This is a genomic window from Sulfitobacter sp. F26204, assembly GCF_026410305.1.
GTDB lineage: Bacteria > Pseudomonadota > Alphaproteobacteria > Rhodobacterales > Rhodobacteraceae > Sulfitobacter.
Genome location: NZ_JAPMLQ010000001.1, coordinates 422487 through 446986 on the forward strand (window position 1 = coordinate 422487; position 24500 = coordinate 446986).

Genomic DNA, 24500 nt, shown 5'->3' on the forward strand with positions numbered 1-24500 from the left:
TCCTTAATGTGTATCGTAGTCGATGATCAATTTGTCAGTCAGAGGATAGGATTGGCATGACAGGGCATAACCCGCCTCGACCTCGTAATCCTCAAGTGCGTGATTGCTGATCATCTCGACCTCGCCCTCAATCACTTTGCACATACAGGTCGAACAGACACCGGCCTTGCAGGCAAAAGGCGCATCCTGGCCGTTTTCCAGTGCTGCTTCGAGCACCGATTGGCCTTTTGGCATATGAAAACTGCGCCGTGCCCCTTCGATGATAACGGTCACTTCCGTGCCTTTCTGGCCTTCGCTGCGCTTTGCCATTTCTTGTTTGGCAAGTTGCCCTTGCTGGCTTTCGCTGAACAATTCAAACTTGATCTGATCATGCTCTAAACCGTGGGTTTTGAGGCTGTCGGCAATTGCAAGCATCATCGGTTCCGGTCCGCAGATAAATGCAGTGGTAATGTTGCCGACATCAATCCACTGCTTGAACAGAGCATCGCATTTTGCCTGATCGACGCGGCCTGTGAACAAATCGATGTCTTGACCTGATTCCAGCATATGGATGATCGTCAAACGTCCCATATAAAGGTTTTTCAGGTCCTCCAGCTCTTCGCGGAACATGATCGTGTTTACAGCGCGGTTGGCATAAACGAGGGTAAAGGTAGACAATGGTTCGCGTTTCAGCACTGTCTTGAGAATGGACAGGACCGGGGTTATGCCCGAACCGCCGGCGAAACCGATATAGTTTTTTGAAAGATCAGGCTCTAACCTGGTGAAAAACTTGCCCTGAGGCGGCATGACATGAAGGGTATCGCCGACCTTGAGTCCGGTATTTGCAAAAGTTGAAAAAGCGCCGCCATCCACACGCTTGATGCCAACCTGTAATTTGCCGTCATCCAGACCGGCACAGATCGAATAGTTCCGCCGCAGTTCAGTGCCGTCAAAATCCTGCCTGAATGTCAGGTATTGGCCTTGGGTAAAGGTGAATTCCTCGGGGTTTTCAGGTTCAAGTGTCAAAACGACTGCATCACGGATGGTGTGGTGGATTTCAGTCACTGATACAGGGAGAAACTGGCTCATTCTTGCTGGTCCTTCTTGAACATAGCAAACCGTTTTGGCTGGATGCGCACGCTCGCAAAACCGATAATGGCACCGACGCCCGCGCCCAGCATTGGGCTAAAAGATCGGGTGATGAAGGCGGTCAAGATGCCTATTGTGGCGAATAACATCATTCTGCGCGCGAAATTTTCCATAGAATTCTCAGATGCATTTGAAGTAGTCAAAAGGTTCCAGACAGTCGGTGCACCGCCACTGCGCCTTGCAGGGGGTCGATCCAAATTGGCTGATCCTTTCAACCTGGGTTGATTTACAAAGCGGGCAATGTTGTGGGCCGCCAGCAGGTTGCGGAGGGGCAATGCCATAAGATTCGAGCTTGGCGCGGCCCGTGTCGGTCATCCAGTCTGTTGTCCAGGCAGGTGACAATTGCCTTTTCAGAGACAGTTTTTCGATACCATGCAAGCGCAGGGCAGTTTCAATATCCAGATTGATGATGCCGGTCGCGGGGCAGCCGGAATAGGTCGGCGTGACCGTAACGATCAATTCGTCATCGTCCCAGTGAACATTGCGGATGATCCCCAGATCGGTCAGTGAGATCACAGGAATTTCGGGGTCGGGCACCTCGCCCAGCCACGCCCAAACAGTCTCTACAGAAGGCTTCTCAATTACCATGTCGCGTCCGGATAGGCACGTTGCAGCCATTGCATCTGAGTTAACATATGGCCCAGATGTTCGGTATGACGCACACCTGTCTTACCACCTTTATGGGCAAAGTCGTCTGTTGGTTTTTCCAAGGTCGCTTCGGTCAGGACGCCTGAAATATGTTCCTCATAACCGGAACGCAAACCCGCAGGATCGGGAGCAATGCCATGCGCTACCATAGCGGCGTCCACATCATCGGACAGAAACATCTCACCAACGAATGGATAGAGCCTATCAAGGGCCTTTTGCATCCGTTTATGGCTTTCTTCATTGCCATCCCCAAGCCCAATCACCGTGTCCGTCGAGCGTTCCAGATGATAGGTGACTTCCTTGACTGACTTTTCCGCAATTTCTGCAATCCGGTCGTTGGAAGACGTATTCAATCCCTTTAGATAGGTCAGATGCCAAGCATCAAACAGGAATTGACGCATCATGGTTTGTCCGAAATCACCATTCGGCTGTTCAACCAGTAACACATTGCGAAAATCCCAGACGTCGCGATGAAACGCCAGCTTGTCGGCATCGCGGCCCTTGCCTTCAATCTCGCCCGCAAGGCCAAGCCACAACTGCGTTTGTCCGATCAGGTCTAAGGCGACGTTGGCCAGCGCGATGTCTTCTTCCAGTACCGGGGAAACGCCGCACCACTCCGAAACGCGGTGACCCAGAACCAACGTGTTGTCACCCAAACGGCAAAGAAATTCGAATAAGGATGCAGTGTCTGTGGCCATCACATCGCACCTACTTCGTCGGGAATATCAAAGAAGGTCGGGTGACGGTACACTTTGTCGTTGGACGGCTCGTACAGAGAACCTTTTTCCTCAGGCGAAGAGGCGGCGATATTGCCGGCCTCGACAGCCCAGATGCTCACGCCTTCGTTGCGACGGGTATAGACGTCGCGTGCGTTCTTGATTGCCATTTCGGCATCTGGAGCGTGCAGTGATCCGACGTGACGGTGGCTCAACCCGTGTTGTCCGCGAATGAATACTTCCCACAGGGGCCATTCCGTCTTGCGGGTTTCCCCATGAGGGCTGGCTTCGCTGTCTTTGTAAGGGCTGGTTTCGGGGCTGCTCATGTTTCTTACTCCGCTGCCATTTTCGCTGCACGTTTCTTGGCCGCATGGGCCAGCAGGCCTTCACGAACCCAACGGCCTTCATCCCAGGCCTTGTTGCGGGCCTCAAGTCGTTCAGTGTTGCACGGACCATTGCCTTTGAGCACATCAAAGAATTCGTCCCAATCCGGTTCAGCAAATTCGTAATGGCCGGTTTTGTCGTTGAACTTCAAAGTCTCGTCGGGGATTGTCAGACCGAGGTATTCCGCCTGCGGTGCGGTTTGGTCGACGAATTTCTGACGCAGCTCGTCATTTGTGTTCATCTTGATCTTCCAGGCCATCGACTGCGCAGAATGGACCGATTCCTTGTCGGACGGACCGAACATCATCAATGAAGGATACCAGAAACGGTTCAATGCATCCTGCGCCATCTTGCGCTGGGCGTCGGTGCCGTTGGCCATTTTCATCATGATGTCGAACCCCTGCCGCTGGTGAAAGGATTCTTCCTTGCAGATTCGCACCATGGCGCGGGCGTAGGGGCCATATGAGGTACGTTGCAGCGGTACCTGGTTCATGATCGCGGCGCCATCAACAAGCCAGCCAACTGCACCCATATCTGCCCATGTTAGAGTCGGATAATTGAAGATCGAGGAGTATTTCATCTTGCCCGACAGCAGGTCGCGGGTCAGATCATCCCGGGTCACTCCCAGAGTTTCGGCAGCACAATACAGATACAAACCGTGTCCTGCTTCATCCTGTACCTTGGCCAACAGGATTGCCTTGCGTTCCAGGGTGGGTGCCCGGGTGATCCAGTTCCCTTCGGGCAGTTGCCCAACGATTTCTGAGTGGGCGTGCTGGCCGATCTGGCGTATCAGGTTCTTGCGATAACCCTCGGGCATCCAGTCCTTTGGCTCAATCTTGCCGCCTGCATTGATACGCTCCTGAAAGGCGCGTTCCTGCGGTTCCATTTCGTCGAGGGATTTCAGGCCCTCGCCGGTAGACTTGATCATCTGTGCATACATCGTTCAGGTCCTTTCAAGAATGAGGGCAACACCCTGCCCAACGCCAACACACATTGTACATAGCGCATATTTTCCGCCTGTTCGCTTTAGTTGAAGCGCCGCAGTCATCACGAGACGTGCGCCGGACATACCCAGCGGATGGCCGATGGCAATCGCGCCACCGTTTGCATTCACATGCGGCGCATCATCCGCAACGCCAAGTGCACGCAGCGTGGCGATACCCTGCGCAGCAAATGCTTCGTTCAGTTCGATCACATCCATCTGTTCGATGGTCAGTCCTGTGCGGGCCAGCACCTTCTGGCAGGCGGGGATCGGGCCAATTCCCATGACACGTGGCTCAACACCCGCGGCCGACATCGCGACAACGCGGGCGATGGGAGACAGTCCGTGATCTTTCATACCTTGTTCCGAGGCGATCAACATTGCTGCGGCACCGTCATTCACCCCAGAAGCATTCCCGGCGGTCACGGTCAGGTCGGGTCCGTTGATTCCACGCAGCTTGCCGAACTTTTCCAACGGCGTATCAGGGCGTGGGTGTTCATCCTTGCTAACCACAATTGCGTCGCCCTTGCGCTGAGGAATCGTGACGGGTGCAATTTCCTCTTCAAAAACACCGGCCGCATCTGCGGCTGCCCACCTTTGTTGACTGCGATAGGCAAAGGCGTCCTGGTCAGCGCGGTTGACATCATAATCCTCTGCGACATTGTCGGCAGTTTCCGGCATCGAATCGACGCCATATTGCGCCTTCATCTTTGGGTTCACGAAACGCCAGCCGATGGTGGTATCATAAACGGCATTGCCGCGGGAAAAGGCAGTTTCAGCTTTGGGCATCACAAAAGGTGCACGTGTCATGCTTTCGACACCACCGGCGATTGCCAGATCGATGTCGCCTGCGCGGATTGCCCGCGCCGCCGCGCCGACCGCATCCATACCCGAAGCACAGAGCCGGTTGATCGTAGCGCCGGGAACATCCACCGGTAGACCAGCAAGAAGCGAGGCCATGCGCGCAACGTTGCGGTTGTCTTCGCCTGCCTGATTGGCACAGCCAAAGATGACGTCATCAACGCGGGACCAATCGACTTGCGGATTGCGTTCCATCAAAGCGGCGATCGGTATTGCGGCAAGGTCATCTGTACGAACAGACGCAAGGGCACCACCGAATCGCCCGATGGGTGTGCGTTGCGCGTCGCAGATAAATGCAGGCATGGTTGGCTCCTTTTGGTTTTCGATAGACTAGGCATTCATACCAGATACGGCAATAAAAATGTTACACAACTTATGCAAACATGAAAAATTGGTAACGCTTTGCCGAAACCATATAGGCCCTTGCCCAGACGGACTTCAATTTCTCAGTTTGAAGAACCGCGATTGAACGGATCAGCATAGCCCGTCCTCTGCACGAATCAATGCCGCTTTAGGATCGATTCGACGTAGGCGTGTGCCTGACCCAGAGCGTGATCGCGTGCCTCATTCCTTAACACGCTGCCTTGAACAGGGAATAGTTATCAAGATGTTGGCATGTCCACGGCTGAAAAAGAAGTCAAAAACAGCCTGCGCTTTCATGGGTTCCAAGGCACTGTCAGGGTTTGGGCAAATAGATCATGTTTGTCTGATGCATTTAGTGCGGCCATTTCACGGCGTGCCTATGGCCTGTTATTTGTCCGATTGTCCCGCTTGCCTGCAGAACAAGAAATGGCCGCTGCCCAACAAACATCGCATAGCAGCGGAAACCGGGACCCCTGCCTCATGAGCAAATATTTGCCTGATTCTGGATAGAATGATAAAATCATCCATCAATGGGGGAGGGTCGATATGACAGACTCAGTTTTTACAAATGATACATTTGGCACGGCAACGGATCTTAACACTCTGGCGTTTTCGGGTAGTGATGTTGGCGGGCCTTTCAAATCACGCATCTTTCAATTCGATTCAGTTGGCTTACCCGCTGAGGCTGCGCCGGAGGGTGCGTTTACCACGGACGTAAGCGATTTCTTTACCTTCGATCCCTTTGATCTTGCCACGGTCAGGGTCAATTTCAACGCCGAGTCCGTCGGTGATTTTATCAATTTCGTCTACTTCCTGCCCGTGGCCGGTGTCAGCAAGGTTGAAGGTGCCTTGATCGGAAGCTGGGGTGGCGGTGTTGATGCAGGGTTCTTTGCGCATCTCGCAGGACAACCGGTATTGGGGTATTTTGACCCGAACGGTAATATCCCGGTGAATCCAGCCGTTGATCTGTCCGAGGCGGTTTTTTCGATCAACAGCTTCATCGGTGCCGAGGCAACCTGGACCCTGACGGGGGCTCCGGTGGTAGTTCAAGTGTTGGGGATACACATTGATACGGTGTTCAGGGGCCAGGACAACGAGGATGAGGTTTATTCCGACGTCGACTATCGTTTCAGCTTTGAACCGCAAAGTGGTGTCGTTCCTGACCCTGATCCTGTCCCCGTTCCAAACCCGGATCCAGACCCTGCTCCGGTGCCAGCTCCTCAACCACATCCCAATCAAATTGGCATGTCGTTTGTCAATTCCCCTCCGACCCCACAAACCATTGTGGGCGGTGAGAAAATCGATTTCTTCGAGGTTCGGGGCTATTATGATACCGGTATCACCTTCGATTTCTCGAACCCTGACCGGATCATCATGACAGAGGATTATTACCCCGAGCGTGTGGACACGCTGATTGATATTGAACGGCTCCAGTTTATCGATGGTTTTCTTGCGCTGGATACGGATGGAACAGCCGGACAGGCATACAGGCTCTACCAGGCCGCCTTTAATCGGGATCCGGATCCGGAAGGATTGGGTTTCTGGATCGACAATTTTGACGTTGGCAATGTCGATCTTGTCGAAATGGCCGAATTTTTCATGCAATCCGAAGAGTTCGCCCAAAAATATGGCGATCCGGACACGCTTGGCGACAGAGACTTTCTAACATTGCTTTATCGAAACGTATTGGACAGAACACCGGATGAGCCCGGATTTGAATTCTGGGAAGAGCAGCAGCAAGCGGGTCTGAGCAGGGCGGAGATGCTTCAATACTTTTCCGAAAGCGTGGAGAACTATCAAAACGTTGCAGGCGAAATCGCTGACGGCATCTGGTACGTCTGATTGTAGGGTGTCAGCCGCATTTAACATACAGCGGCTGGTAAGGCAGGGATGCGTAATCCGGCGTCCAGTGACAGTTGGGGATCATCCGCCACAAGGAATCACCTACCGCCAACCTTTCGGGCGATCGCCACCTTTACGCACCAGCTTGATAGAACAAGTGTGAAAGTGGTGAGCCCGTCCGGGTTCGAACCGGAGACCTACTGATTAAAAGTCAGTTGCTCTACCAACTGAGCTACAGGCCCACTACGCGCCGTATCTAGAAAGGAGCGGTGCAAGGGTCAAGCCCATAAAGTGTTAAAATCCTGGCTCCTTCTGGATAAGTTGCGGACACGGGGTTATATGCGCCGCATGAGTGATGATTTTTCACATGGATTGCCCTTCATGAAGATGCACGGGCTGGGAAACGATTTTGTCGTGTTGGATGCCCGTGGCCACGTGCTTTCCACAACAGCGTCGCTGGCCAGGGGAATCGGACATCGCCAGTTTGGGGTGGGTTTTGACCAGCTTGCCATCATTTCGGAAGGGGCAGGTGATGCGCATCTTACCTTTTTCAATGCTGATGGCTCAACTGCGGCAGCCTGTGGCAACGCGACACGATGTATTGCACGGTTCCTGATGGACGAAAGCGGAAAAAAGCGACTGCTCCTAACCACGGACAGGGGAGAACTTGTTGCGGAGGACGAGGGAGATGGCATCACCTCGGTGAATATGGGGCAGCCCTTCCTGACCTGGCATGAAGTGCCATTGGCCCGCGAGATGGATACGCTCGAACTGCCCATAGAAGGTGCGCCGACAGCCACGGGTATGGGCAATCCGCATTGCACTTTTTTTGTAGAGGACGCGTTGGCCGTCGATCTTGCCACTTTTGGCTCTGAAATCGAACACCACCCGCTGTTTCCAGAACGTACCAATGTACAGGTCGCGCAAATCATTGCGCCGGATTCCATACGCATGCGGGTTTGGGAACGCGGCGTGGGCGTGACACTGGCCTCTGGTTCTTCTTCATGCGCTACCGCAGTGGCAGCAGCGCGGCGCGGCCTTACAGGTCGTTCGGTCCGCATCGAACTGGATGGCGGGACATTGAGCATCGACTGGCGGCCTGACGGCGTCTGGATGTCCGGCCCCACGATGCATGTTTTCAACGGCATACTAACGCCAGAGTTCCTTGCAGGTATCACATGACCGCACCTGTCTTTTCAAATCACGGCTGTCGGTTGAACGCCTATGAGGTCGAAGCGATGAAAGATCTTGCCAGACAGGCTGGTTTGGAAGACGCTGTCGTGGTGAACACCTGCGCCGTGACTTCCGAAGCGGTGCGCAAGGCCCGTCAGGACATTCGCAAACTTCGCAAGGTACATCCTGATGCCCGGTTGATCGTGACCGGGTGCGCCGCCCAGACAGAGCCGGCTACCTTCGCGCAAATGGACGAAGTCGATGCCGTGATCGGGAATACCGAGAAAATGCAAGGCGCCACCTGGCAAGGGCTGGCGGCTGATTTTATTGGCGAAAGTGAAGCGGTGCAGGTTGACGACATCATGTCAGTCACCGAAACAGCCGGTCATCTGATTGACGGCTTTGGCACACGCAGCCGGGCCTATGTCCAGGTTCAGAACGGATGTGATCATCGCTGTACCTTTTGCATTATCCCTTACGGCCGGGGCAATTCTCGATCTGTCCCTGCAGGGGTTGTCGTGGATCAGATCAAACGGCTGGTCGATAAAGGATTCAACGAGGTAGTTCTGACCGGTGTTGACCTGACCTCATGGGGTGGAGATCTTCCAGCCAAGCCGTGTCTGGGCGATCTAGTGATGCGGATCTTGCGTCTGGTTCCGGATTTGCCCCGATTGCGGATCAGTTCTATCGACAGCATCGAGGTGGATGAAAACCTGATGCAAGCCATTGCCACCGAACCACGACTGATGCCGCATCTGCACCTGTCGTTGCAACATGGCGACGATATGATTTTGAAACGCATGAAGCGCAGGCATCTGCGCGATGATGCGATCCGTTTCTGTGAAGAAGCCAAAAGTCTGCGCCCGGATATGACATTCGGGGCGGACATCATCGCCGGTTTCCCCACTGAGACTGAATCAATGTTCGCAAATGCGCTTGCGATGGTCACTGAATGTGATCTGACTTGGTTGCACGTGTTTCCATATTCTGCGCGTCCAGGTACACCGGCCGCGCGCATGCCTGCTGTTAACGGCAAGGTGATCAAGGAACGGGCTGCGCGGCTGCGCGCCGCTGGTGAGGCACAAGTTCAGCGACATTTGGCAACGCAGGTTGGAAAGGCTCATCACGTCTTGATGGAAACCCCGATCATGGGGCGTACGGCGCAATTCACGGAAACCGTCTTTGCCATCCCCCAAGCAGTGGGAGAGATCGTTACCACGAAGATCAAGGCCGTTCAGGCCAACCAGTTGCTCGCCAGCAACTAGGCTGCCAAAGTGCCGCTTTGTGATTCACCGCCTCTGTCGTAGCATGCTTTCTTTGTCGGGAGGTAACTATGAGCGATATTATTGAGTGGGTGTTGGAAATGCGGGTTCAAGAAGGTCAGGCCGACAAGGTTCAACCGCTTCTTGATGAGATGGTCGCGGCGACCAAATCGGATGAGCCGGGCGCATTGCACTATGAATACTACATGCCCGAAGATCGCAGTACTTGCACCGTGCTGGAACGTTACGCCGACAATGCCGCTGTGATGGTACATCTTGGAAATTTTGGTGCTAAATTTGCCGAGCGTTTCTTAACTGTTTTCGTGCCGGAACGCTTTACCGTTTACGGCCTTGCAAACGCCGAAGTCCGTGGTGCTCTCGCAGGCTTCGGTGCGACCCATCAAAGCATGGTTTCAGGTTTCCATCGCTAGAACCCATATAAAGCAAAACCCCCGCAGCCAGGCTACGGGGGTTATAAATCCTGAAGACAAGCCTTTGATTTAGCCTTCTTCTTTTATCCGGCGCTTGACCGGTGCCCATAGACGCTTGTTGGTCAGATACAGCAGCACCGCAAGCAACGTCAGGAAAATCACCCCGGCAAAGCCGGCCTGTTTGCGGGCCATCATCTTGGGCTCGGCTGTCCACATGAGGAACGCGGATACATCCGCTGACATGTGATGAAGGTCGGTGTCGTGGCCGTCGGCATATTCTACGTCATCACCGAACAGCGGGGGCGCCATGGAAATCCAGCCACCGGGAAAGGCGGTGTTCTCATAGAAAGTAACGCCGGCCTGTTCCTTTTCTTCACCGGTATACCCGGTAAGCAGCGAGGCAATATACTCCGGTCCACCAATACCTTTGAAGAACTGGTTGATGCCCAACCCGTAAGGCCCGTGAAATCCGGCACGCTTTTTTGCCATTAATGACAGGTCAGGTGCATTTTCCAGCGCGGAGGCGGGGAAGTGATCTGTTGGTGTCGCTGCACGGAAATCGTCCAGTTCTGCATCAAATACTTCAAACTGTTTTGCATATTCGATCACCTGATCCTCAGGCATATGTGGACCGCCTTCGTCGTGCAGCGTACGGATCGGAACGAACTTCAGACCGTGACAGGCCGAACAAATCTCGGTGTAAACCTGCAAACCGCGCTGAAGCTGGTTCACATCATATGCGCCAAACGGACCCTCAAAAGAGAAATCAAAGTTTTCGATATGCGTATCGCCACCGCCAGCAGCCAGTGCACCCGAAGCGTTGAGGCCCAAGGCAATCAGGGAAGAGACGGCTATTTTCTTAAACATGTTCATCTCAATCACTCCGCCGGCTTGACGCTGGCATTTGTTTCACCAGCTTTATTCGCATACTTCGCCTTGTATGCTTCTTCGATGGTTGCAGGTTGCGCCAGTGGTTTCTCGATCACGCCCAACAGCGGCAGGATCACGAGGAAATAGGCGAACCAATAGGCTGAAGCGATCAGCGAGAAGGTTGCATAGGGTTCTTCCGCAGGCATCGCTCCCAGCCACATCAGGGCAACGAAATCGATAACCAGAAGACCAAACCACCATTTGAACATTGGACGGTAGCGTCCGGAACGAACGCTGGATGTATCCAGCCATGGCACGGCTGCCATGACCGCGATTGCACCGAACATCGCCAGAACGCCAAAGAACTTGGCGTCAATGATGCCACCGGTCACAAATGACGCAATCTGAACAACCCAAACCTCAGATGTAAATGCACGCAGGATTGCGTAGAATGGCAAGTAATACCACTCAGGCACAATATGTGCGGGAGTCGCCAGTGGGTTCGCTTCGATATAGTTGTCAGGGTGGCCAAGATAGTTCGGCATAAAGCCGACAACAGCAAAGAACACCACAAGGATGACCGCCAAGGCGAACAAGTCCTTGATTACAAAATAGGGCCAGAAGGGGAGCGTGTCTTTCTCGGCTTCTTCCTTGGAACCGCGGCGTACCTCGACCCCGGTCGGGTTGCTGTTGCCGGTTGTGTGGAAGGCCCAGATATGCACGGCGACAAGTGCCGCAATCACGAAGGGCAGCAGATAGTGCAGACTGAAGAAACGGTTCAGCGTGGCATTATCAACAGCAGGCCCGCCAAGCAGGAAGGTTTGCAGGCTTTCCCCGATGAAGGGGATCGCGCCGAACAGGCCGGTGATCACTGTTGCACCCCAGAATGACATCTGGCCCCAGGGCAGAACGTAGCCCATGAACCCGGTTGCCATCATCAGCAAGTAAATCAGCATGCCGATGATCCATGTCACTTCGCGCGGTGCCTTGTAAGAGCCGTAATAGAGGCCGCGGAAAATGTGGATATAAACAGCGAAAAAGAACAAAGACGCACCATTTGCGTGAAGATAGCGCAGCATATGACCGCCATTCACGTTGCGCATGATATGTTCAACGCTAGCGAAAGCGTTGTCCACATGCGGCGTGTAATGCATCGCAAGGACGATGCCGGTCACAATTTGCAGCACCAGACAGAATGCGAGAACGATACCCCAGATCCACATCCAGTTCAGGTTCTTGGGAGTAGGGATCATCAGGGTGTCATACATCAGGCCAACAATCGGCAAACGGCTATGCAGCCACTTTTCGCCTTTGGTCTTTGGCTCGTAATGATCGTGAGGAATACCAGACATCTTGCTCTCCCTTAACCCAGTTTGATCGTGGTTTCATCCACGAATTCGGCCACGGGGACCGGAAGATTTGTCGGCGCAGGCCCTTTGCGGATGCGACCGGCGGTGTCGTAATGTGACCCGTGGCAGGGGCAGAACCAGCCGCCAAAGTCACCCGCATCACCCAAAGGTACACAGCCAAGGTGCGTACAGACACCCATCATGACCAACCATTCGCCCGCTTCATCCAGCGTGCGGTTTTCGTCCGTTGCAGGGGAATCACCAGAGATGTTTTCGTTTTCGGCACCCTGATCCGGCAGATCAGACAGTTTGACAGCGCGTGCCGCCGCGATTTCTTCTTCGGTACGACGGCGGATAAATACAGGTTTGCCCAACCATTTGACGGTCATTTGAGTCCCCGGAGCCAGATCGCCAACATCTACGCGAATCGACGAAAGCGCCAAAACATCAGCTGATGGATTCATCTGGTTGACCAAGGGCCAAACCGCGCCAGCAACGGCAACAGCACCTGTTCCTGCCGTAGCGTAGTACAGGAAATCCCTACGGTTGCCTGCGTGATCTTCTGCGTTGGACACGTATTTTCTCCAATCTTTAGGGCCGTATTCCGGCCACCAGTGGTACAGATCGCGCACAGAACGCAACCCAGTTTGAGGAGGTATCTAGCCCGCTGACCGCAGTGCGTCTAGATACCAATGACGCGCAAAGGGTCGCAGGGACCGCTTAACAACATGAAAACCTGCCCATTTCAACACCGTTATGTGGCTGGAGGGCGGGTTGCCTGCATGGAAGGGCGCGAATCAAATGCAGTGTACCACGCAGCAAGAGCGTCATTACCATCGCGCCAACCTCGCGCATCATGACGAAAATCAACATAGCCCAGGGCACAGGCAACTGCGATCTGTCCCATGTCCAGCGGCCCTTGCAGATGGCTCATCCAGCGGGTGTTCAGGGCGGTACAGGCGCGCGCAATCTTGTCCCATTGGCCATCAACCCATTCGGGCATTCGCTTGTCTTCGGGCCGCATCCGCCATTCATAAGTCATTAAAAGGGCGGCATCCAGAATGCCATCGGCCGTTGCTTCAATCGTCAGAATATCCCAGTGTCTTGCGCCCGACCTGTATAATGATCCGCCTGCGCGATCATTGAGATAGGCGCAAATCACCCGACTGTCATAGAGGGCCGGACCGTCGGCCCGTTCCAGCGCCGGCACCTTGCCCAAGGGATTGCTGGGCAGAAGCGTCTGATCGGGAGACAGGGGCGTGGTTGCCCGTTCTTCCAAAGTGACATCATCCAGTTGCCCTGTTTCATGCAGAAGCACCATTACTTTGCGCACATAGGGGGAGGTGGGGGAATAGGCCAGTTTCATTGCGGTTTCTCCTGCATTCTATGTCAAAGTATCAACTGCCCTGCGACCGTGTGCAATCATTCAATGCTTGCCTGGACAATGTATCAGAGCCGCAAGGGCCTCCGTCTCGGCACCAATACCGTTGGCCGGAACTTTATTTGCCGCTGCCTTTCGGGTTGCATCGGGTTTGTTTTGCCCCAGCTTCCAGGTTCCATCAATTGCGTTCACATTCATCCGGCACGGCACAATCATCCTCATCATTCGATCCATGACACCGTCTGACATTTTTCCGGTTTTCCTTGGTTTCTTGGGGATCAGGCGATCTTCATAAAATGCGGATTGTCGGTCCAGCAGATCGTGCAACTCTTCCTGCGGGCGCAGATAAAGCGTTCCGGTCAGGTGAACCGCGACATAGTTCCAGGTTGGTACCTGATCGATCATGGCGCACCAATCCGGCGAAATGTAACTATACGCCCCGCTGACGGCGATCTTGGCGGTCTGAGGTTCCTTCGACGCCCGCATGATCGGGTTTGAGCGCACCAGGTGCAGTTCGATCATTGCGCCGTCGTCACTTGACAGGAAGGGAACATGGCTCATCAGAGGTCCAACTGTGGCATTGATCGCCAAAACACCAAATCCGCGCTCACATTCAAATCGAACGCTCCGCTTTTTACCGGCATCACGAAAATCGGATTGGGATACATGATCTGGTCTTTCTGATGGGATGTTCACGCTTGTACAGAACGCAATCGCGATGCAGTGTGCAAGCATTCTCAGGGCGGGGTGAAATTCTCCACCGGCGGTAGGAGGGAGCGCCCTCAAGCCCGCGAGCGGCCATTCAGTTGGTGTCAGCAGATCTGGTCAAATGCCAGAGCCGACGGTCATAGTCCGGATGAAAGAGAATGCGGTTGGATGCGGGGCTTGCCCTTTGTCCAAACGTGATCGCCTTGGGTGGACGTGTCTGAACCAAAAGGAGATCACAAATGACACTTTCCCCCGGTCCTGCTGCCCCGCGATTCGCTTTTGTAAAAGCGCAATGGCATGCGGACATTGTTGACCGTTCTCTGAACGGTTTTCTGGAACTGATAGCCGGAGAACAGGTTGATGTTATTGATGTTCCAGGGGCATTCGAACTTCCGTTAATGGCACAGAAACTGGCTGTGACGGGCAGATACCATGCCATTGTCTGTGCTGCCTTTGTCGTCGATGGCGGGATTTACCGGCATGATTTTGTTGCCAGTGCGGTTGTTAACGGATTGATGCGTGTTGGCCTTGATACCGGTTTGCCTGTCCTGTCGGTGTCGCTGACGCCGCATCACTATCAAGAAACTGATCATCACAACGCCATTTACAAAGAGCATTTTGTGCAAAAGGGACGCGAGGCTGCACAGGCCGCCCTCGGAATATCTGAGTCCCATCCGGCGGTGAGTGCCTGAACAGGTGTTTCAGCAGAGCTTGGTCCAGCGATGGCTGGGTCACGGTTTAACGCAGGATGATACGTTGAAAAACACGCGCTCAAACGATTTGCCAAATGCGGTTCTGGTTGCACGAGATGCGCTGCCTGCTGACCTCGCGCTGCCTACTGTCTACTGCCTAAGGCATTCGTTCAGCCGAGGTATTGTTGTAACTCCGGTGGCGGGTTATCCATCAATTCCCTTGCAGGTTGCGGCGCTTCCGCTTTGCCCGAACCAACAAATATTACCTGATCCGCGATCCGGCGCACATCTTCTGGGGCATGGGTCACCATAACCAATCCCGCCCCGGTTTCGGCAACCAGATCTTGCATCAGATCCAGCATCTCATTGCGCAATGCGGGTCCCAATGCGGCAAAAGGTTCGTCCAGCAACACCCAGGGGCGCGCTTGCACCAATACCCGCGCCAATGCCGCGCGGCTTTGTTGCCCTCCGGATAAAGTGCCGGGTTTCTTGTTGGTCTGATCACTAAGGCCAACCCGCGCCAGGGCTTTTGAAATGCGTGTTCGATCCTCGTCGGTCAGTCGCAGATCCGGCCTGATGCCCAGCCCGACATTTTGCAGGACGCTGAGATGGGGAAAGAGATTGTTGTCCTGAAACAGCATTGTCATCGGCCGTCCGCCCGGTTGATGATCGGTGATCTCCTGATCCTGCCAGAACAACCGACCCGAGGTGAGGGGGACAAAGCCGCATAAAGCGCCTAACAAGGTGGATTTGCCCGCACCGGATGGCCCGATCACTGCATATTTTCGCCCTTTCTGCAGCGACATATCCGCGGTCATCTGGAAATCCTCCAGCCTGATTTTTAACTGGTCAAGACGCAGCATATCTTCTCCCTATCCAGTCACAGACCCAAAAGATTCCCAGCGCCATGATCAACAGCAACAAGGCCGCACCGGCTGCGGCTTCCATACGGTATGCCCCCATCAAACGGTACATCTGTAATGGGAGCGTAGCACGATCCGCATCAGCGAATAACGTGATCACGCCCAGATCTCCGGCGGATAGTGCGCCGGTCAGGCCCGCGGCAAATCCGATCTGCGGGGCAAGTCGAGGTAAAATCACCCAGCGCCACAGGGGCCAACCCTGCACGCCCAGTGTCGCAGAAAGCCGCCCGTAATCCCGCAGTGTGTCGCGCAGGCGCGGTACGAGGATCCGCAGGCAGAAGGGCAGCGCCATCAATGCGTTGACCAAGGCTGTGACAGGCAAGGCCAAACTGGCTGGATTCATCACCGGATTGATCAGGATAAACCAGCCGGTTCCGATCATTAAGGGAGAGGCGGACAGACCCAGAAGCCCGATTGCCTCGACGCTTCCGGTAGGTTTACTTGCAATCCACCCGGCCATTGGTACTGCCAGAAACCCCAGCACAAGAATACTCATTCCCGCTACACAAAGTGACGCACCCGCTGCTGTCCAAACTGTTTGGGGCAACTGAGGGATGCCGATCAAGCCACGCAGGACGATGGCAAATAACGGCAACAACAAGAACCCCGAGGCGATCGTGATTACAACCATATCCGATCGACGCTGTACCCTGCTGACCCCGTCCCAGCGTTGCTGCGGGCGGTCCAGCCCGCCACCGACCGAAATCGTGGGAATGACGCCCAGAGCCACCAGCGCGGCACCGCCCGCCAATGCCAATTGGGCCAAAGACAAAAGCGCAGCGCGCCCAAGATCAAAATCGAACCGGAAAGCCTGATAAATTGCCAGTTCCAAGGTCGTTGCCTTTGGTCCGCCTCCGAGAGTCAGAGCAACAGCAAAGCTTGTCAGGCAGATCACGAATATCAATGCCGCAACGCCCGGCAGGATCTGACGGATCAAGGGCCACTCGATCACCCGGAAAAATGCCCAAGGTGTCAGGTGCAGTTGCGCGGCCAATCGAAAGCGCTCGGCTGGTATGGTCTGCCAGCCCTGTAGCAACAGGCGTGTGGCCAGCGGCAAATTAAAGAACACATGCGCCAAGACCACACCTTGCAAACCGTAGATTGACAGAGTCGGCAAACCCGCAGACGCCAACACAATATTCAGCCAACCATTTCTGCCGAACACCGATAGCAGGCCCAAGACAGCGACGATCACCGGCAAGATAAACGGCGCGCCGAGCAACGTAACCAAAAGCCCGCGGCCAAAAAACTGCCGTCGCGCCAATGCCCGTGCCACGGGTATGGCCAACACGACCGAAAACATGGAGGAGAGAAAGGATTGCCAGACCGTGAAGCGCACAGCGGCCCAATCGCCGGTCCCGAAAGACAGTGCAGTTTCAATCCGGGACGCAATGCCAACCCCGGCGGCCAAGACAACCGCAACCACCAGGATTGCGGCCATCTTTCCCCATTTCCAGGTTACTGGCTTAGTCCGACGCGCCATGCTTCAACCGCTTTATCGCGCAATGCCACGGCTTCGGTTTCATCATAAAACAGCACCTTTTCGGGCAGCGGCAACTCTGACCATCCTTCAGGCCATTGATCCTGTGCCAAAGCGGAGGGCAAAGACCAATTCGCAGCCGGGATCATTTTTTGAAACGCTTCGGACATCACATATGTCAGGAAGGTATCCGCCAGTTCCGGCACATCGGTAGAAGAAACCTTGGCAACGGTTTCCGTCATGAAATAATGCCCATCCGAAAACAACGCTGCTTTCTTGGTAAAATCCTCCTCGGCAAACATGTGATATGCGGGCGAGGTCGTGTAGCTTAGGACCATATCCGCTTCACCCTCGGTGAACATACCATAGCTTGAGGACCAGTCTTTGGTCACGGTCAGGATCTTGGGTGCGAGTTTGGCCCAGGTTTCCTGGGCTTGATCGCCATAGATGGCCTCTACCCACAACGCCAGGGCGAGCCCGGAAATCGAGGTCCTTGGATCCTGTATCACGATCCGCACATCGTCTGGCAGGTTGATCAGGTCGTCAAAACTTGCCGGCGGCGTTTCCATACGGGTAGTGTCATACATGAATGCAGTATGACCGTAGTTGAAAGGCAGAAAAGTTTCGTCAGACCATTCAATCGGTAGGGTCAATGCGCTGTTGTCCTGCCCGTGTGGTGCCAAAAGACCCGTTGCACGGGCTTTAGCCGTGACATCAGATGTCAGCCCCATCACGACATCCGCCTCAATGCGTTTGCCTTCCAGTAGCAAGCGGGGCAACAGATCGCCGGTGGAAAACACCAGATCGCAATCACAGATTGCTTCGAATTCCTTTTCGATGATCGGGCCGGGGCCCCATTCCGAAGTGAAATAATCTCCCGCATAAACAGTCAATATTGGTGTATCCGCAGCGGCTGCTGACGCGGCAATCAGGGTTGTAGCAGCAAGTGTAAGAGCCTTCATGGCATCCTCCAAAATGCGGCGTTGAGAAGTATTGGAAGAGTGCCAAAACCTTCCCTCCGCCGGTGTTAACCGGTTCAGGTTCGACGGGTCAGCTTGCGCTATCTCAGCTCTTTCGAGCCCCCCGAGGTAAGGCAAGGCATAGGCGGGTCGGTTAAGGTTGGCAAGGTGAAAGGATGAAACGGCCCAAAGGACCCTTCCATTGCAAAGCGAATGACGGCAGGAAATAGTCGTTATTGCCCAGGTGATTCAAAATTGTAAAATCCGTGCTTTCATTTTGTTATGGCAACGTGCTTACAAATCCTTCACCAAGCGTAGCGCATCATAAATCGCTGCATGGGTGTTGCGGGCGGAAACTGCGTCGCCAATTCGGAACAATTGGAACGCGCCATTTTCATTCCTCAAAACAGATTGAGTGCCACCTTCGATCAACGCATCATGATCAACCGCGCCCGCGTTCGAACTGAGCGGTTTCAGATCAAAATACAAACCATCCAGTGGTAAGGTGCCATAGTTCAGGACGACCTGATCATAATCTCTTTCGGCGGTGTGATCGCTATAGTCCGTTCCAATGGTCGCCGTCAGTTTGTTGCCATTGCGCACGACGTCCAGCAATCTGCGCGTGACAGTAAAGGTGACATCCTTGTCCTGAAGTGCGCGCATGTAAGGGACAAGGTTCATTGCCATGACACCTGAGGCAAATGTACGATCAGGCGTCATGATTTCAACCGTCGCACCGGCGGCAGCCGCGATTTCGGCGGCTTGCAATCCGGCATGATCGCCACTTTCATCATAGATCAGAATATTCTGCGCAGGCTTGATGTCTCCGGCAATAATATCCCAGGATGTGACAACATTTGATGCTTCCTTGCCTGTTTCAAACAATTCGGTGTTTGGCATCCCGCCGGTCGCAATGATCACCACGTCCGGTTTCAGCGCAACAACATCTTCTTCTTCAACCAAGGTATTGAAATGAAAGGTCACATCGCGGGCCGCGCATTGCGCCATGCGCCATTCGATGATTGAAATCATCTCGCGTCGACGCGCGCTTTGTGCGGTCAGGCGCACTTGACCGCCGGGCTCTGGCTGGGCTTCAAAGACAACAACTTCGTGACCACGCTCCGCCGCGACGCGCGCCGCCTCAAGGCCGGCTGGCCCTGCGCCGACGATGACAACCCTGCGTTTTTCGCGTGCGGGCTGGATAGTATGCGGCATGCTGAGTTCTCGTCCCGTTGCCGCGTTATGAATGCAAAGCGCGTCACCCGCTTCATATATCCGGTCAAGGCAGTAGGTAGCGCCGACACAGGGGCGAATGTCGTCTTCACGACCTTCCATGATCTTTTTGACGACATGGGGATCGGCCATATGGGCGCGTGTCATGCCCACCATATCAAGCAGTCCCGCCGCCACTGCATGACGTGCGGTGGCGACATCGGGAATCTTGGCAGCGTGGAACGTCGGCATGCCGGTCAGTTTCTTGACCTGCCCCGCGAAATCCAGATGTGGTGCACTCTTCATGCCCTGGATCGGAATCAGATCCGTCATCGCAGGATCGGTGTGAATGCGCCCCCGGACAACATTCAGGAAATCAAGCTGGCCGGAATCGGCAAGTATTTGGGAAATTTTCAACCCGTCCTTTTCGGTGATCCCACCTTTTTGTGCTTCATCAGCGGTGTAGCGGAATCCGACAATAAATTCGTCTCCCACCCGTTTGCGAATGGCTGCCAATACATCAAGTGGAAACCGCATCCGGTTTTCCAGGGTGTCAGCCCCGTATGGGCCTACAAGGTCATTCGTCAGCGGGGACCAGAATTGGTCAAGCAAATGACCGTAGACTTGCAACTCGATCCCATCCATACCGCCGGCCTTCATCCGCTCTGCCGCGTCGGCAAAATCGGTGATGATCCGTTCGATGTCCCAATCTTCAATCAGCTTTGGAAAGGCGCGGTGCGCGGGTTCGCGGTGCTTTGACGAAGAGAGAGAAGGCAACCAGTCGCCTTTGTTCCATGTCGTGCGCCGGCCAAGGTGCGTCAACTGGATCATCACGGCACAGCCGTGTTCATGACAGCCGTCACTAAGGTTTTGGATCCATGGAACAACCTCGTCCTTGTAGGCGAGAATGTTGTTGAAGACAGGGGGGCTGTCTCTCGAAACCGCTGCAGAACCTGCTGTCATGGCCAGCGCCACGCCGGCCTTGGCGCGTTCTTCGTGGTAGGCGCGATACCGATCCTTTGGCATTCCGTCTTCGGGATAGGCGGGTTCATGACTTGTCGTCATGATCCGGTTTCTCAAGGTGAGATGTTTCAATTGGAACGGTTGAAGCAACGGATCTTTGGTCATTGAAAACGTCTCGCTTTTTCAGGCTGATCAGCGCCCTGTGATGGCTGGGCAAAATGGATTGGCAAGTGATTTATTCAAGCTGACTTTTAATTGACATTCATGTCAAGTTTTCTAATGTGCGGATATGAAGCACCCCCCAAATCGCCAACGCGGCTCAAAAAAAATCTGGTTGGATGCAGCCTACGAAATGCTTGTTTGCAACGGCATCGAGGGGGTCAAAGTGATGGCGCTGGCCCAAAAGCTGAACCTGACACGAACCGGGTTTTACTGGTTTTTTACCGGTCTCGAAGAACTGCACGCTGAATTGATCGAGAGGTGGGAAAACAAGAATACCGGAAATCTTGTTGAACGCTGTGGCATGGCGGCTACCAGTATCTGCGAAGCGCTTTTTAACGTGATGGATTGTTGGTTGGATCCAGGCCTTTTTGATGCAGGCCTTGATCTGGCAATCCGCAACTGGGCGCGTATGGATCCGGATCTGTTCGGTAGGTTGAATAATGCGGATCAACGGCGCATTGATGCTGTCGCCGCCTTGTTCCGTCAGCACGGTTTTAGCGCACAAGAGGCCGAAACACGCAGCTTGACCCTGATCTATACACAGATCGGGTATATCTCGATGCAGGTTCAGGAAAAACGCGACGAAAGGCTGGAGCGGGTTCGGCACTATGTCGAAATTTTTGCAGGATGCGCACCTTCTGAAAGGGATGTGCAGCGCTTTCTAATCAGGCACAGGCCGATAGGCACCGCGACAGATGACCAGGGCAGTTACCCCCACTGACCGGCAATCGCTGTTTGGGTGGTCCTTTTGTGAAGTTGTCATGGGGTTTTTTCCAGAAACAGGTATTTGGTGCAGTGCCCGCCGTCCCGCCCCTGATCAAAAACCACCCCTTGAGACAACCTTCCCGCATCGTTAATGCAAGTCCCAACAGGAGTCTTGCAAATGTCGATCAACAGCTTTGGCCATCTTTTCCGCGTGACAACCTGGGGCGAAAGCCATGGACCGGCTCTGGGGGCCACTGTCGATGGTTGCCCTCCGGGCGTGGCTGTCGACGCGGCGATGATCCAGCATTGGCTTGATAAGCGTAAACCAGGTCAAAACAAATACACCACGCAACGCCGCGAGCCGGATGAGGTGCGCATCCTGTCCGGCGTTTTCGAAGGCATGACAACCGGCACACCGATCCAATTGATGATCGAAAATACCGACCAGCGTTCCAAGGACTATGGTGACATCAAGGACAAGTTTCGTCCCGGCCACGCCGACATCACCTATTTCCAGAAATATGGCATCCGCGATTATCGTGGCGGCGGGCGGTCCAGCGCACGTGAAACGGCAAGCCGTGTCGCTGCGGGCGGGCTGGCACGAGAGGCGATCAAAACGCTTGCCCCTGATGTTCAGATCACCGGTTACATGGTGCAAATGGGGCCACACCAGATTGACAGAAACTCATTTGACTGGGACCAGATCGATCAAAATCCGTTCTGGGTACCTGACGCCAAGGCGGCGGCCGAATGGGCAAGCTATCTCGACGGGTTGCGCAAATCCGGGTCCTCCGTAGGCGCGATTATCGAGGTCACCGCCCGAAATGTGCCCGCGGGTCTTGGCGCGCCGGTCTATGGTAAACTCGACACTGACCTGGCCGCTGCAATGATGTCGATCAATGCTGTCAAGGGTGTCGAGATCGGTGAAGGCATGTCAGCCGCGATGTTGACGGGAGAATTGAACGCCGACGAAATATTCATGGGGAACGACAGCCAGCCGCGCTACTCTTCAAATCATGCGGGCGGCATTCTGGGGGGTATCAGCACCGGGCAGGATATTGTTGTACGCTTCGCAGTCAAACCCACGTCCAGCATTTTGACGACACGCAAGACCATCACCAGAACGGGTGAAGAAACAGAAATCATCACCAAAGGCCGCCATGACCCCTGCGTCGGTATTCGCGCCGTGCCCGTGGGCGAGGCGATGATGGCCTGCGTCTTGCTGGATCACATGCTGTTGCATCGCGGGCAGGTCGGGGAGAACCGTGGCCATATCGGTGCTATGCGACCGGAATAATCGACAGAACCGGGATATGCTTGCATAGCTTGCCTTCCATCGGGAGTTTGCCGTCAGGATAATTTCGGCATTGGCGGGGACAGGCGACCTCCTTGATCGCTGCAAATCTTGAAAAGAGAGAAAGGGGCGGGTTGGCTTTTCTGCGTTTGGAAAATGCACAACACCGTCGCGCCGCGAAACCCGACTAACCCTGCTTGCAAATATGCAGCCATAGGCGCAAGAAGCGGTTATGGCTCTATCTCTGGTTCAGAACAATCCCGGCCGCGCCATCGCATTGAAGACTGGCGCGATTTTCTTGTTTATGGTCATGTCCGCGATGATCAAGGCCGCCTCAAGCGAGGTGCCGCCGGGGCAAGCGGTTTTCTTTCGTTCGTTTTTTGCCATGCCGATAATTGGCTTGTGGCTTTGGCAATCGGGCCACCTGCACGATGGATTAAAGGCCAACAACATTCTCGGTCATGTCTGGCGCGGATTGTTCGGCACAACGGCAATGTGCCTGACCTTTGCGGGGCTTGCGATATTACCCCTGCCCGAAGTCACCGCCATCGGTTATGCCACGCCGATGTTCACCGTCGTTTTCGCCGCGATTTTTCTGGGTGAACGGGTGAGATTGTTCCGTCTGTCCGCTGTGGCACTTGGTCTGGTCGGTGTAATGATCGTTATCGCGCCGCGCCTGTCACTGGACCAGGGCTACACCGATATGGCGACCCTTGGTGCATTACTGGTGTTATCGGCATCAATCCTGCGGGCCATGGTGCAGATCCATGTGCGCCGTCTTGTTCAGACGGATACAACCAGCGCCATCGTCTTTTACTTTTCGCTCACCGCAAGCTGTGTCTCGCTGTTTAGTTTGCCGTTGGGCTGGCTCTTTCCCATCCCGGCTCTGGCATGGACCAGCCCTGGCCTGGGTGTGCTTTCCCTGATCATCGGCGCGGGTCTCATTGGTGGCGTTGCGCAGATCATGGTCACATCGTCGTTTCGCTTTGGGACGGTTTCCATGTTGGCACCCTTTGACTATTCTTCGATGATATTCGCCACATTGATCGGCTGGATGGTTTTCGACGAAATCCCAACGACGACGATTTTGATCGGTGCTGCCCTTGTCATTGCCGGTGGTGTATTGATCATATGGCGCGAACGAGAGTTGGGCGTCGATCGCAGCAAATCCAAACCCAGCACCGCGCCCAGCGGCAGCCTTAACTAAGGACATCCCATGTCAGACGATCACAAAGCCAAAATGCAAGAACGCCAAACCAAGCAACGCGCAAAGGTTGCTGAGTTGGTCGATCCCGAAAAAGGCCTGGTTTTGGTTCATACCGGGTCCGGCAAGGGCAAATCATCTTCTGCATTTGGGGTTGTCGTGCGTGCCCTGGGCTGGAAGCAAAAGGTTGGTGTGATCCAGTTTATCAAAGGCAAATGGAAGACAGGTGAGCGCCAGTTTTTCGAACGCCTGGACGAGGTGACCTGGCATACCATGGGTGAAGGATTTACCTGGGATACCCAGGACAAGGAACGCGATATTGCCGCGGCTCAGGCCGCATTCGCCAAAGGACGTGAGATGATGGAAAGCGGCAATTATGATCTGATTGTCATGGATGAAATCAACATTGCGATGCGTTATGAATACCTGACATCTGAAGAGGTCATCGCAGGGTTGGAAGCACGGGACAAACGTACTGGTGTGATTCTGACAGGGCGTGACGCTAAACCGGAATTATGCGCTTATGCTGATCTGGTGACCGAAATGACCGAAATAAAACACCCCTTCAAGGCAGGCATCAAAGCCCAGCGTGGTGTGGATTTTTAACGGGTCAATGGCGCGGCGACCGGATGGCACGGCAAGGCATGTGAACGAGAAAACGTGCTTGTCTGATTTTCGGGCGATGGATCCGTGCCCCTATGACAGACCGTTTCATTGGGGCATTGCCGAACTGCCTTCACAGGGGACA

The 24500-nt window shown here is 54.4% G+C and carries 26 protein-coding genes, 1 tRNA gene and 2 riboswitches; of the genes, 10 read left to right on the plus strand and 17 right to left on the minus strand.

Annotation, left to right across the window (positions count from 1 at the left end):
* Window positions 1-3: 3 nt before the first annotated feature.
* From OS190_RS01990 to pcaF, 7 genes are read right to left on the minus strand one after another with little or no spacing between them, the layout of a single operon-like run.
* Window positions 4-1068: a 2Fe-2S iron-sulfur cluster-binding protein gene (locus tag OS190_RS01990; protein WP_267156984.1), complete on the minus strand. Its 1065-nt coding sequence runs from the start codon at window positions 1066-1068 to the stop codon at window positions 4-6.
* Window positions 1065-1241, minus strand: a complete 177-nt coding sequence (locus tag OS190_RS01995) for a hypothetical protein (RefSeq protein WP_267156985.1) — start codon at window positions 1239-1241, stop codon at window positions 1065-1067. Before OS190_RS01995 ends, OS190_RS01990 begins: the two co-directional genes overlap by 4 nt.
* A 7-nt stretch (window positions 1242-1248) precedes the next feature.
* Complete coding sequence (gene paaD / locus OS190_RS02000; protein WP_267156986.1) at window positions 1249-1716, minus strand: 1,2-phenylacetyl-CoA epoxidase subunit PaaD; 468 nt, start codon at window positions 1714-1716, stop codon at window positions 1249-1251.
* A complete protein-coding gene (gene paaC / locus OS190_RS02005; protein ID WP_267156987.1) occupies window positions 1710-2474 on the minus strand; it encodes a 1,2-phenylacetyl-CoA epoxidase subunit PaaC in 765 nt (254 codons plus the stop codon). Before paaC ends, paaD begins: the two co-directional genes overlap by 7 nt.
* A complete protein-coding gene (paaB, locus tag OS190_RS02010; protein WP_267156988.1) occupies window positions 2474-2818 on the minus strand; it encodes a 1,2-phenylacetyl-CoA epoxidase subunit PaaB in 345 nt (114 codons plus the stop codon). Before paaB ends, paaC begins: the two co-directional genes overlap by 1 nt.
* Window positions 2819-2823: 5 nt before the next feature.
* Entirely contained in the window at window positions 2824-3816 is a 993-nt protein-coding gene (gene paaA / locus OS190_RS02015; protein WP_267156989.1) for a 1,2-phenylacetyl-CoA epoxidase subunit PaaA, read from the minus strand.
* Window positions 3817-3819: 3 nt separating this feature from the next.
* Window positions 3820-5022, minus strand: a complete 1203-nt coding sequence (pcaF, locus tag OS190_RS02020; protein ID WP_267156990.1) for a 3-oxoadipyl-CoA thiolase — start codon at window positions 5020-5022, stop codon at window positions 3820-3822.
* Between the two features lie 606 nt (window positions 5023-5628).
* On the opposite strand from pcaF, the gene OS190_RS02025 reads away from it, so the two are divergent.
* Window positions 5629-6924 carry a DUF4214 domain-containing protein gene (locus OS190_RS02025; RefSeq protein WP_267156991.1) on the plus strand — a complete coding sequence of 432 codons (1296 nt, stop codon included), beginning with the start codon at window positions 5629-5631 and terminating at the stop codon, window positions 6922-6924.
* A 166-nt stretch (window positions 6925-7090) separates the two neighbouring features.
* On the opposite strand, the gene OS190_RS02030 is transcribed toward OS190_RS02025, so the two are convergent.
* A tRNA-Lys gene (locus OS190_RS02030) sits at window positions 7091-7166 on the minus strand.
* A 106-nt stretch (window positions 7167-7272) separates the two neighbouring features.
* On the opposite strand from OS190_RS02030, the gene dapF reads away from it, so the two are divergent.
* From dapF to OS190_RS02045, 3 genes are all read left to right on the plus strand, one after another.
* A complete protein-coding gene (gene dapF, locus OS190_RS02035) occupies window positions 7273-8106 on the plus strand; it encodes a diaminopimelate epimerase (protein WP_267156992.1) in 834 nt (277 codons plus the stop codon).
* Window positions 8103-9362 (plus strand): tRNA (N(6)-L-threonylcarbamoyladenosine(37)-C(2))-methylthiotransferase MtaB, encoded by a 1260-nt coding sequence (mtaB, locus tag OS190_RS02040; RefSeq protein ID WP_267156993.1) that lies wholly within the window; start codon window positions 8103-8105, stop codon window positions 9360-9362. The genes dapF and mtaB overlap by 4 nt, the downstream gene beginning before the upstream one ends.
* Before the next feature lie 68 nt (window positions 9363-9430).
* Window positions 9431-9790: a putative quinol monooxygenase gene (locus tag OS190_RS02045; protein WP_267156994.1), complete on the plus strand. Its 360-nt coding sequence runs from the start codon at window positions 9431-9433 to the stop codon at window positions 9788-9790.
* A 69-nt stretch (window positions 9791-9859) separates the two neighbouring features.
* Here the strand turns inward: OS190_RS02045 and OS190_RS02050 are convergent, their stop codons facing one another.
* From OS190_RS02050 to OS190_RS02070, 5 genes are all read right to left on the minus strand, one after another.
* On the minus strand, window positions 9860-10657 hold the full coding sequence (locus OS190_RS02050; RefSeq protein WP_267156995.1) for a cytochrome c1: 798 nt from the start codon (window positions 10655-10657) through the stop codon (window positions 9860-9862).
* A gap of 11 nt (window positions 10658-10668) precedes the next feature.
* A complete protein-coding gene (gene petB / locus OS190_RS02055) occupies window positions 10669-12012 on the minus strand; it encodes a cytochrome b (RefSeq protein WP_267156996.1) in 1344 nt (447 codons plus the stop codon).
* An 11-nt stretch (window positions 12013-12023) separates the two neighbouring features.
* Window positions 12024-12584, minus strand: coding sequence for a ubiquinol-cytochrome c reductase iron-sulfur subunit (petA, locus tag OS190_RS02060; protein WP_267156997.1), 561 nt, complete (start codon window positions 12582-12584; stop codon window positions 12024-12026).
* Window positions 12585-12763: 179 nt separating this feature from the next.
* Window positions 12764-13375, minus strand: coding sequence for a glutathione S-transferase (locus OS190_RS02065; protein WP_267156998.1), 612 nt, complete (start codon window positions 13373-13375; stop codon window positions 12764-12766).
* Between the two features lie 60 nt (window positions 13376-13435).
* Window positions 13436-13981, minus strand: coding sequence for an FMN-binding negative transcriptional regulator (locus tag OS190_RS02070; RefSeq protein ID WP_323370552.1), 546 nt, complete (start codon window positions 13979-13981; stop codon window positions 13436-13438).
* Between OS190_RS02070 and OS190_RS20490 the strand changes: the two genes are divergently transcribed.
* Window positions 13943-14074 (plus strand): hypothetical protein, encoded by a 132-nt coding sequence (locus OS190_RS20490; protein ID WP_323370577.1) that lies wholly within the window; start codon window positions 13943-13945, stop codon window positions 14072-14074. The two genes, OS190_RS02070 and OS190_RS20490, sit on opposite strands and share 39 nt — an antisense overlap.
* Before the next feature lie 45 nt (window positions 14075-14119).
* Window positions 14120-14262, plus strand: a riboswitch (FMN riboswitch).
* 75 nt (window positions 14263-14337) lie between these two features.
* Complete coding sequence (locus OS190_RS02075; RefSeq protein WP_267156999.1) at window positions 14338-14790, plus strand: 6,7-dimethyl-8-ribityllumazine synthase; 453 nt, start codon at window positions 14338-14340, stop codon at window positions 14788-14790.
* A 170-nt stretch (window positions 14791-14960) separates the two neighbouring features.
* Here the strand turns inward: OS190_RS02075 and OS190_RS02080 are convergent, their stop codons facing one another.
* The 4 genes from OS190_RS02080 to OS190_RS02095 form a co-directional block, all read right to left on the minus strand.
* Entirely contained in the window at window positions 14961-15653 is a 693-nt protein-coding gene (locus OS190_RS02080; protein WP_267157000.1) for a thiamine ABC transporter ATP-binding protein, read from the minus strand.
* On the minus strand, window positions 15640-17196 hold the full coding sequence (locus OS190_RS02085) for a thiamine/thiamine pyrophosphate ABC transporter permease ThiP (protein WP_267157001.1): 1557 nt from the start codon (window positions 17194-17196) through the stop codon (window positions 15640-15642). The genes OS190_RS02080 and OS190_RS02085 overlap by 14 nt, the downstream gene beginning before the upstream one ends.
* A complete protein-coding gene (locus tag OS190_RS02090; protein WP_267157002.1) occupies window positions 17172-18155 on the minus strand; it encodes a thiamine ABC transporter substrate-binding protein in 984 nt (327 codons plus the stop codon). The genes OS190_RS02085 and OS190_RS02090 overlap by 25 nt, the downstream gene beginning before the upstream one ends.
* A gap of 34 nt (window positions 18156-18189) precedes the next feature.
* Window positions 18190-18289, minus strand: a riboswitch (TPP riboswitch).
* 157 nt (window positions 18290-18446) lie between these two features.
* A complete protein-coding gene (locus tag OS190_RS02095) occupies window positions 18447-20492 on the minus strand; it encodes an NADH:flavin oxidoreductase (RefSeq protein ID WP_267157003.1) in 2046 nt (681 codons plus the stop codon).
* A 124-nt stretch (window positions 20493-20616) separates the two neighbouring features.
* Between OS190_RS02095 and OS190_RS02100 the strand changes: the two genes are divergently transcribed.
* The 4 genes from OS190_RS02100 (at window position 20617) to cobO (ending at window position 24358) form a co-directional block, all read left to right on the plus strand.
* On the plus strand, window positions 20617-21270 hold the full coding sequence (locus OS190_RS02100; protein WP_267157004.1) for a TetR/AcrR family transcriptional regulator: 654 nt from the start codon (window positions 20617-20619) through the stop codon (window positions 21268-21270).
* 162 nt (window positions 21271-21432) lie between these two features.
* Window positions 21433-22551 (plus strand): chorismate synthase, encoded by a 1119-nt coding sequence (gene aroC / locus OS190_RS02105; protein WP_267157005.1) that lies wholly within the window; start codon window positions 21433-21435, stop codon window positions 22549-22551.
* 229 nt (window positions 22552-22780) lie between these two features.
* Window positions 22781-23755, plus strand: a complete 975-nt coding sequence (locus OS190_RS02110) for a DMT family transporter (RefSeq protein WP_267157006.1) — start codon at window positions 22781-22783, stop codon at window positions 23753-23755.
* A gap of 9 nt (window positions 23756-23764) precedes the next feature.
* Window positions 23765-24358, plus strand: a complete 594-nt coding sequence (gene cobO / locus OS190_RS02115; RefSeq protein WP_267157007.1) for a cob(I)yrinic acid a,c-diamide adenosyltransferase — start codon at window positions 23765-23767, stop codon at window positions 24356-24358.
* Window positions 24359-24500 lie beyond the last annotated feature (142 nt).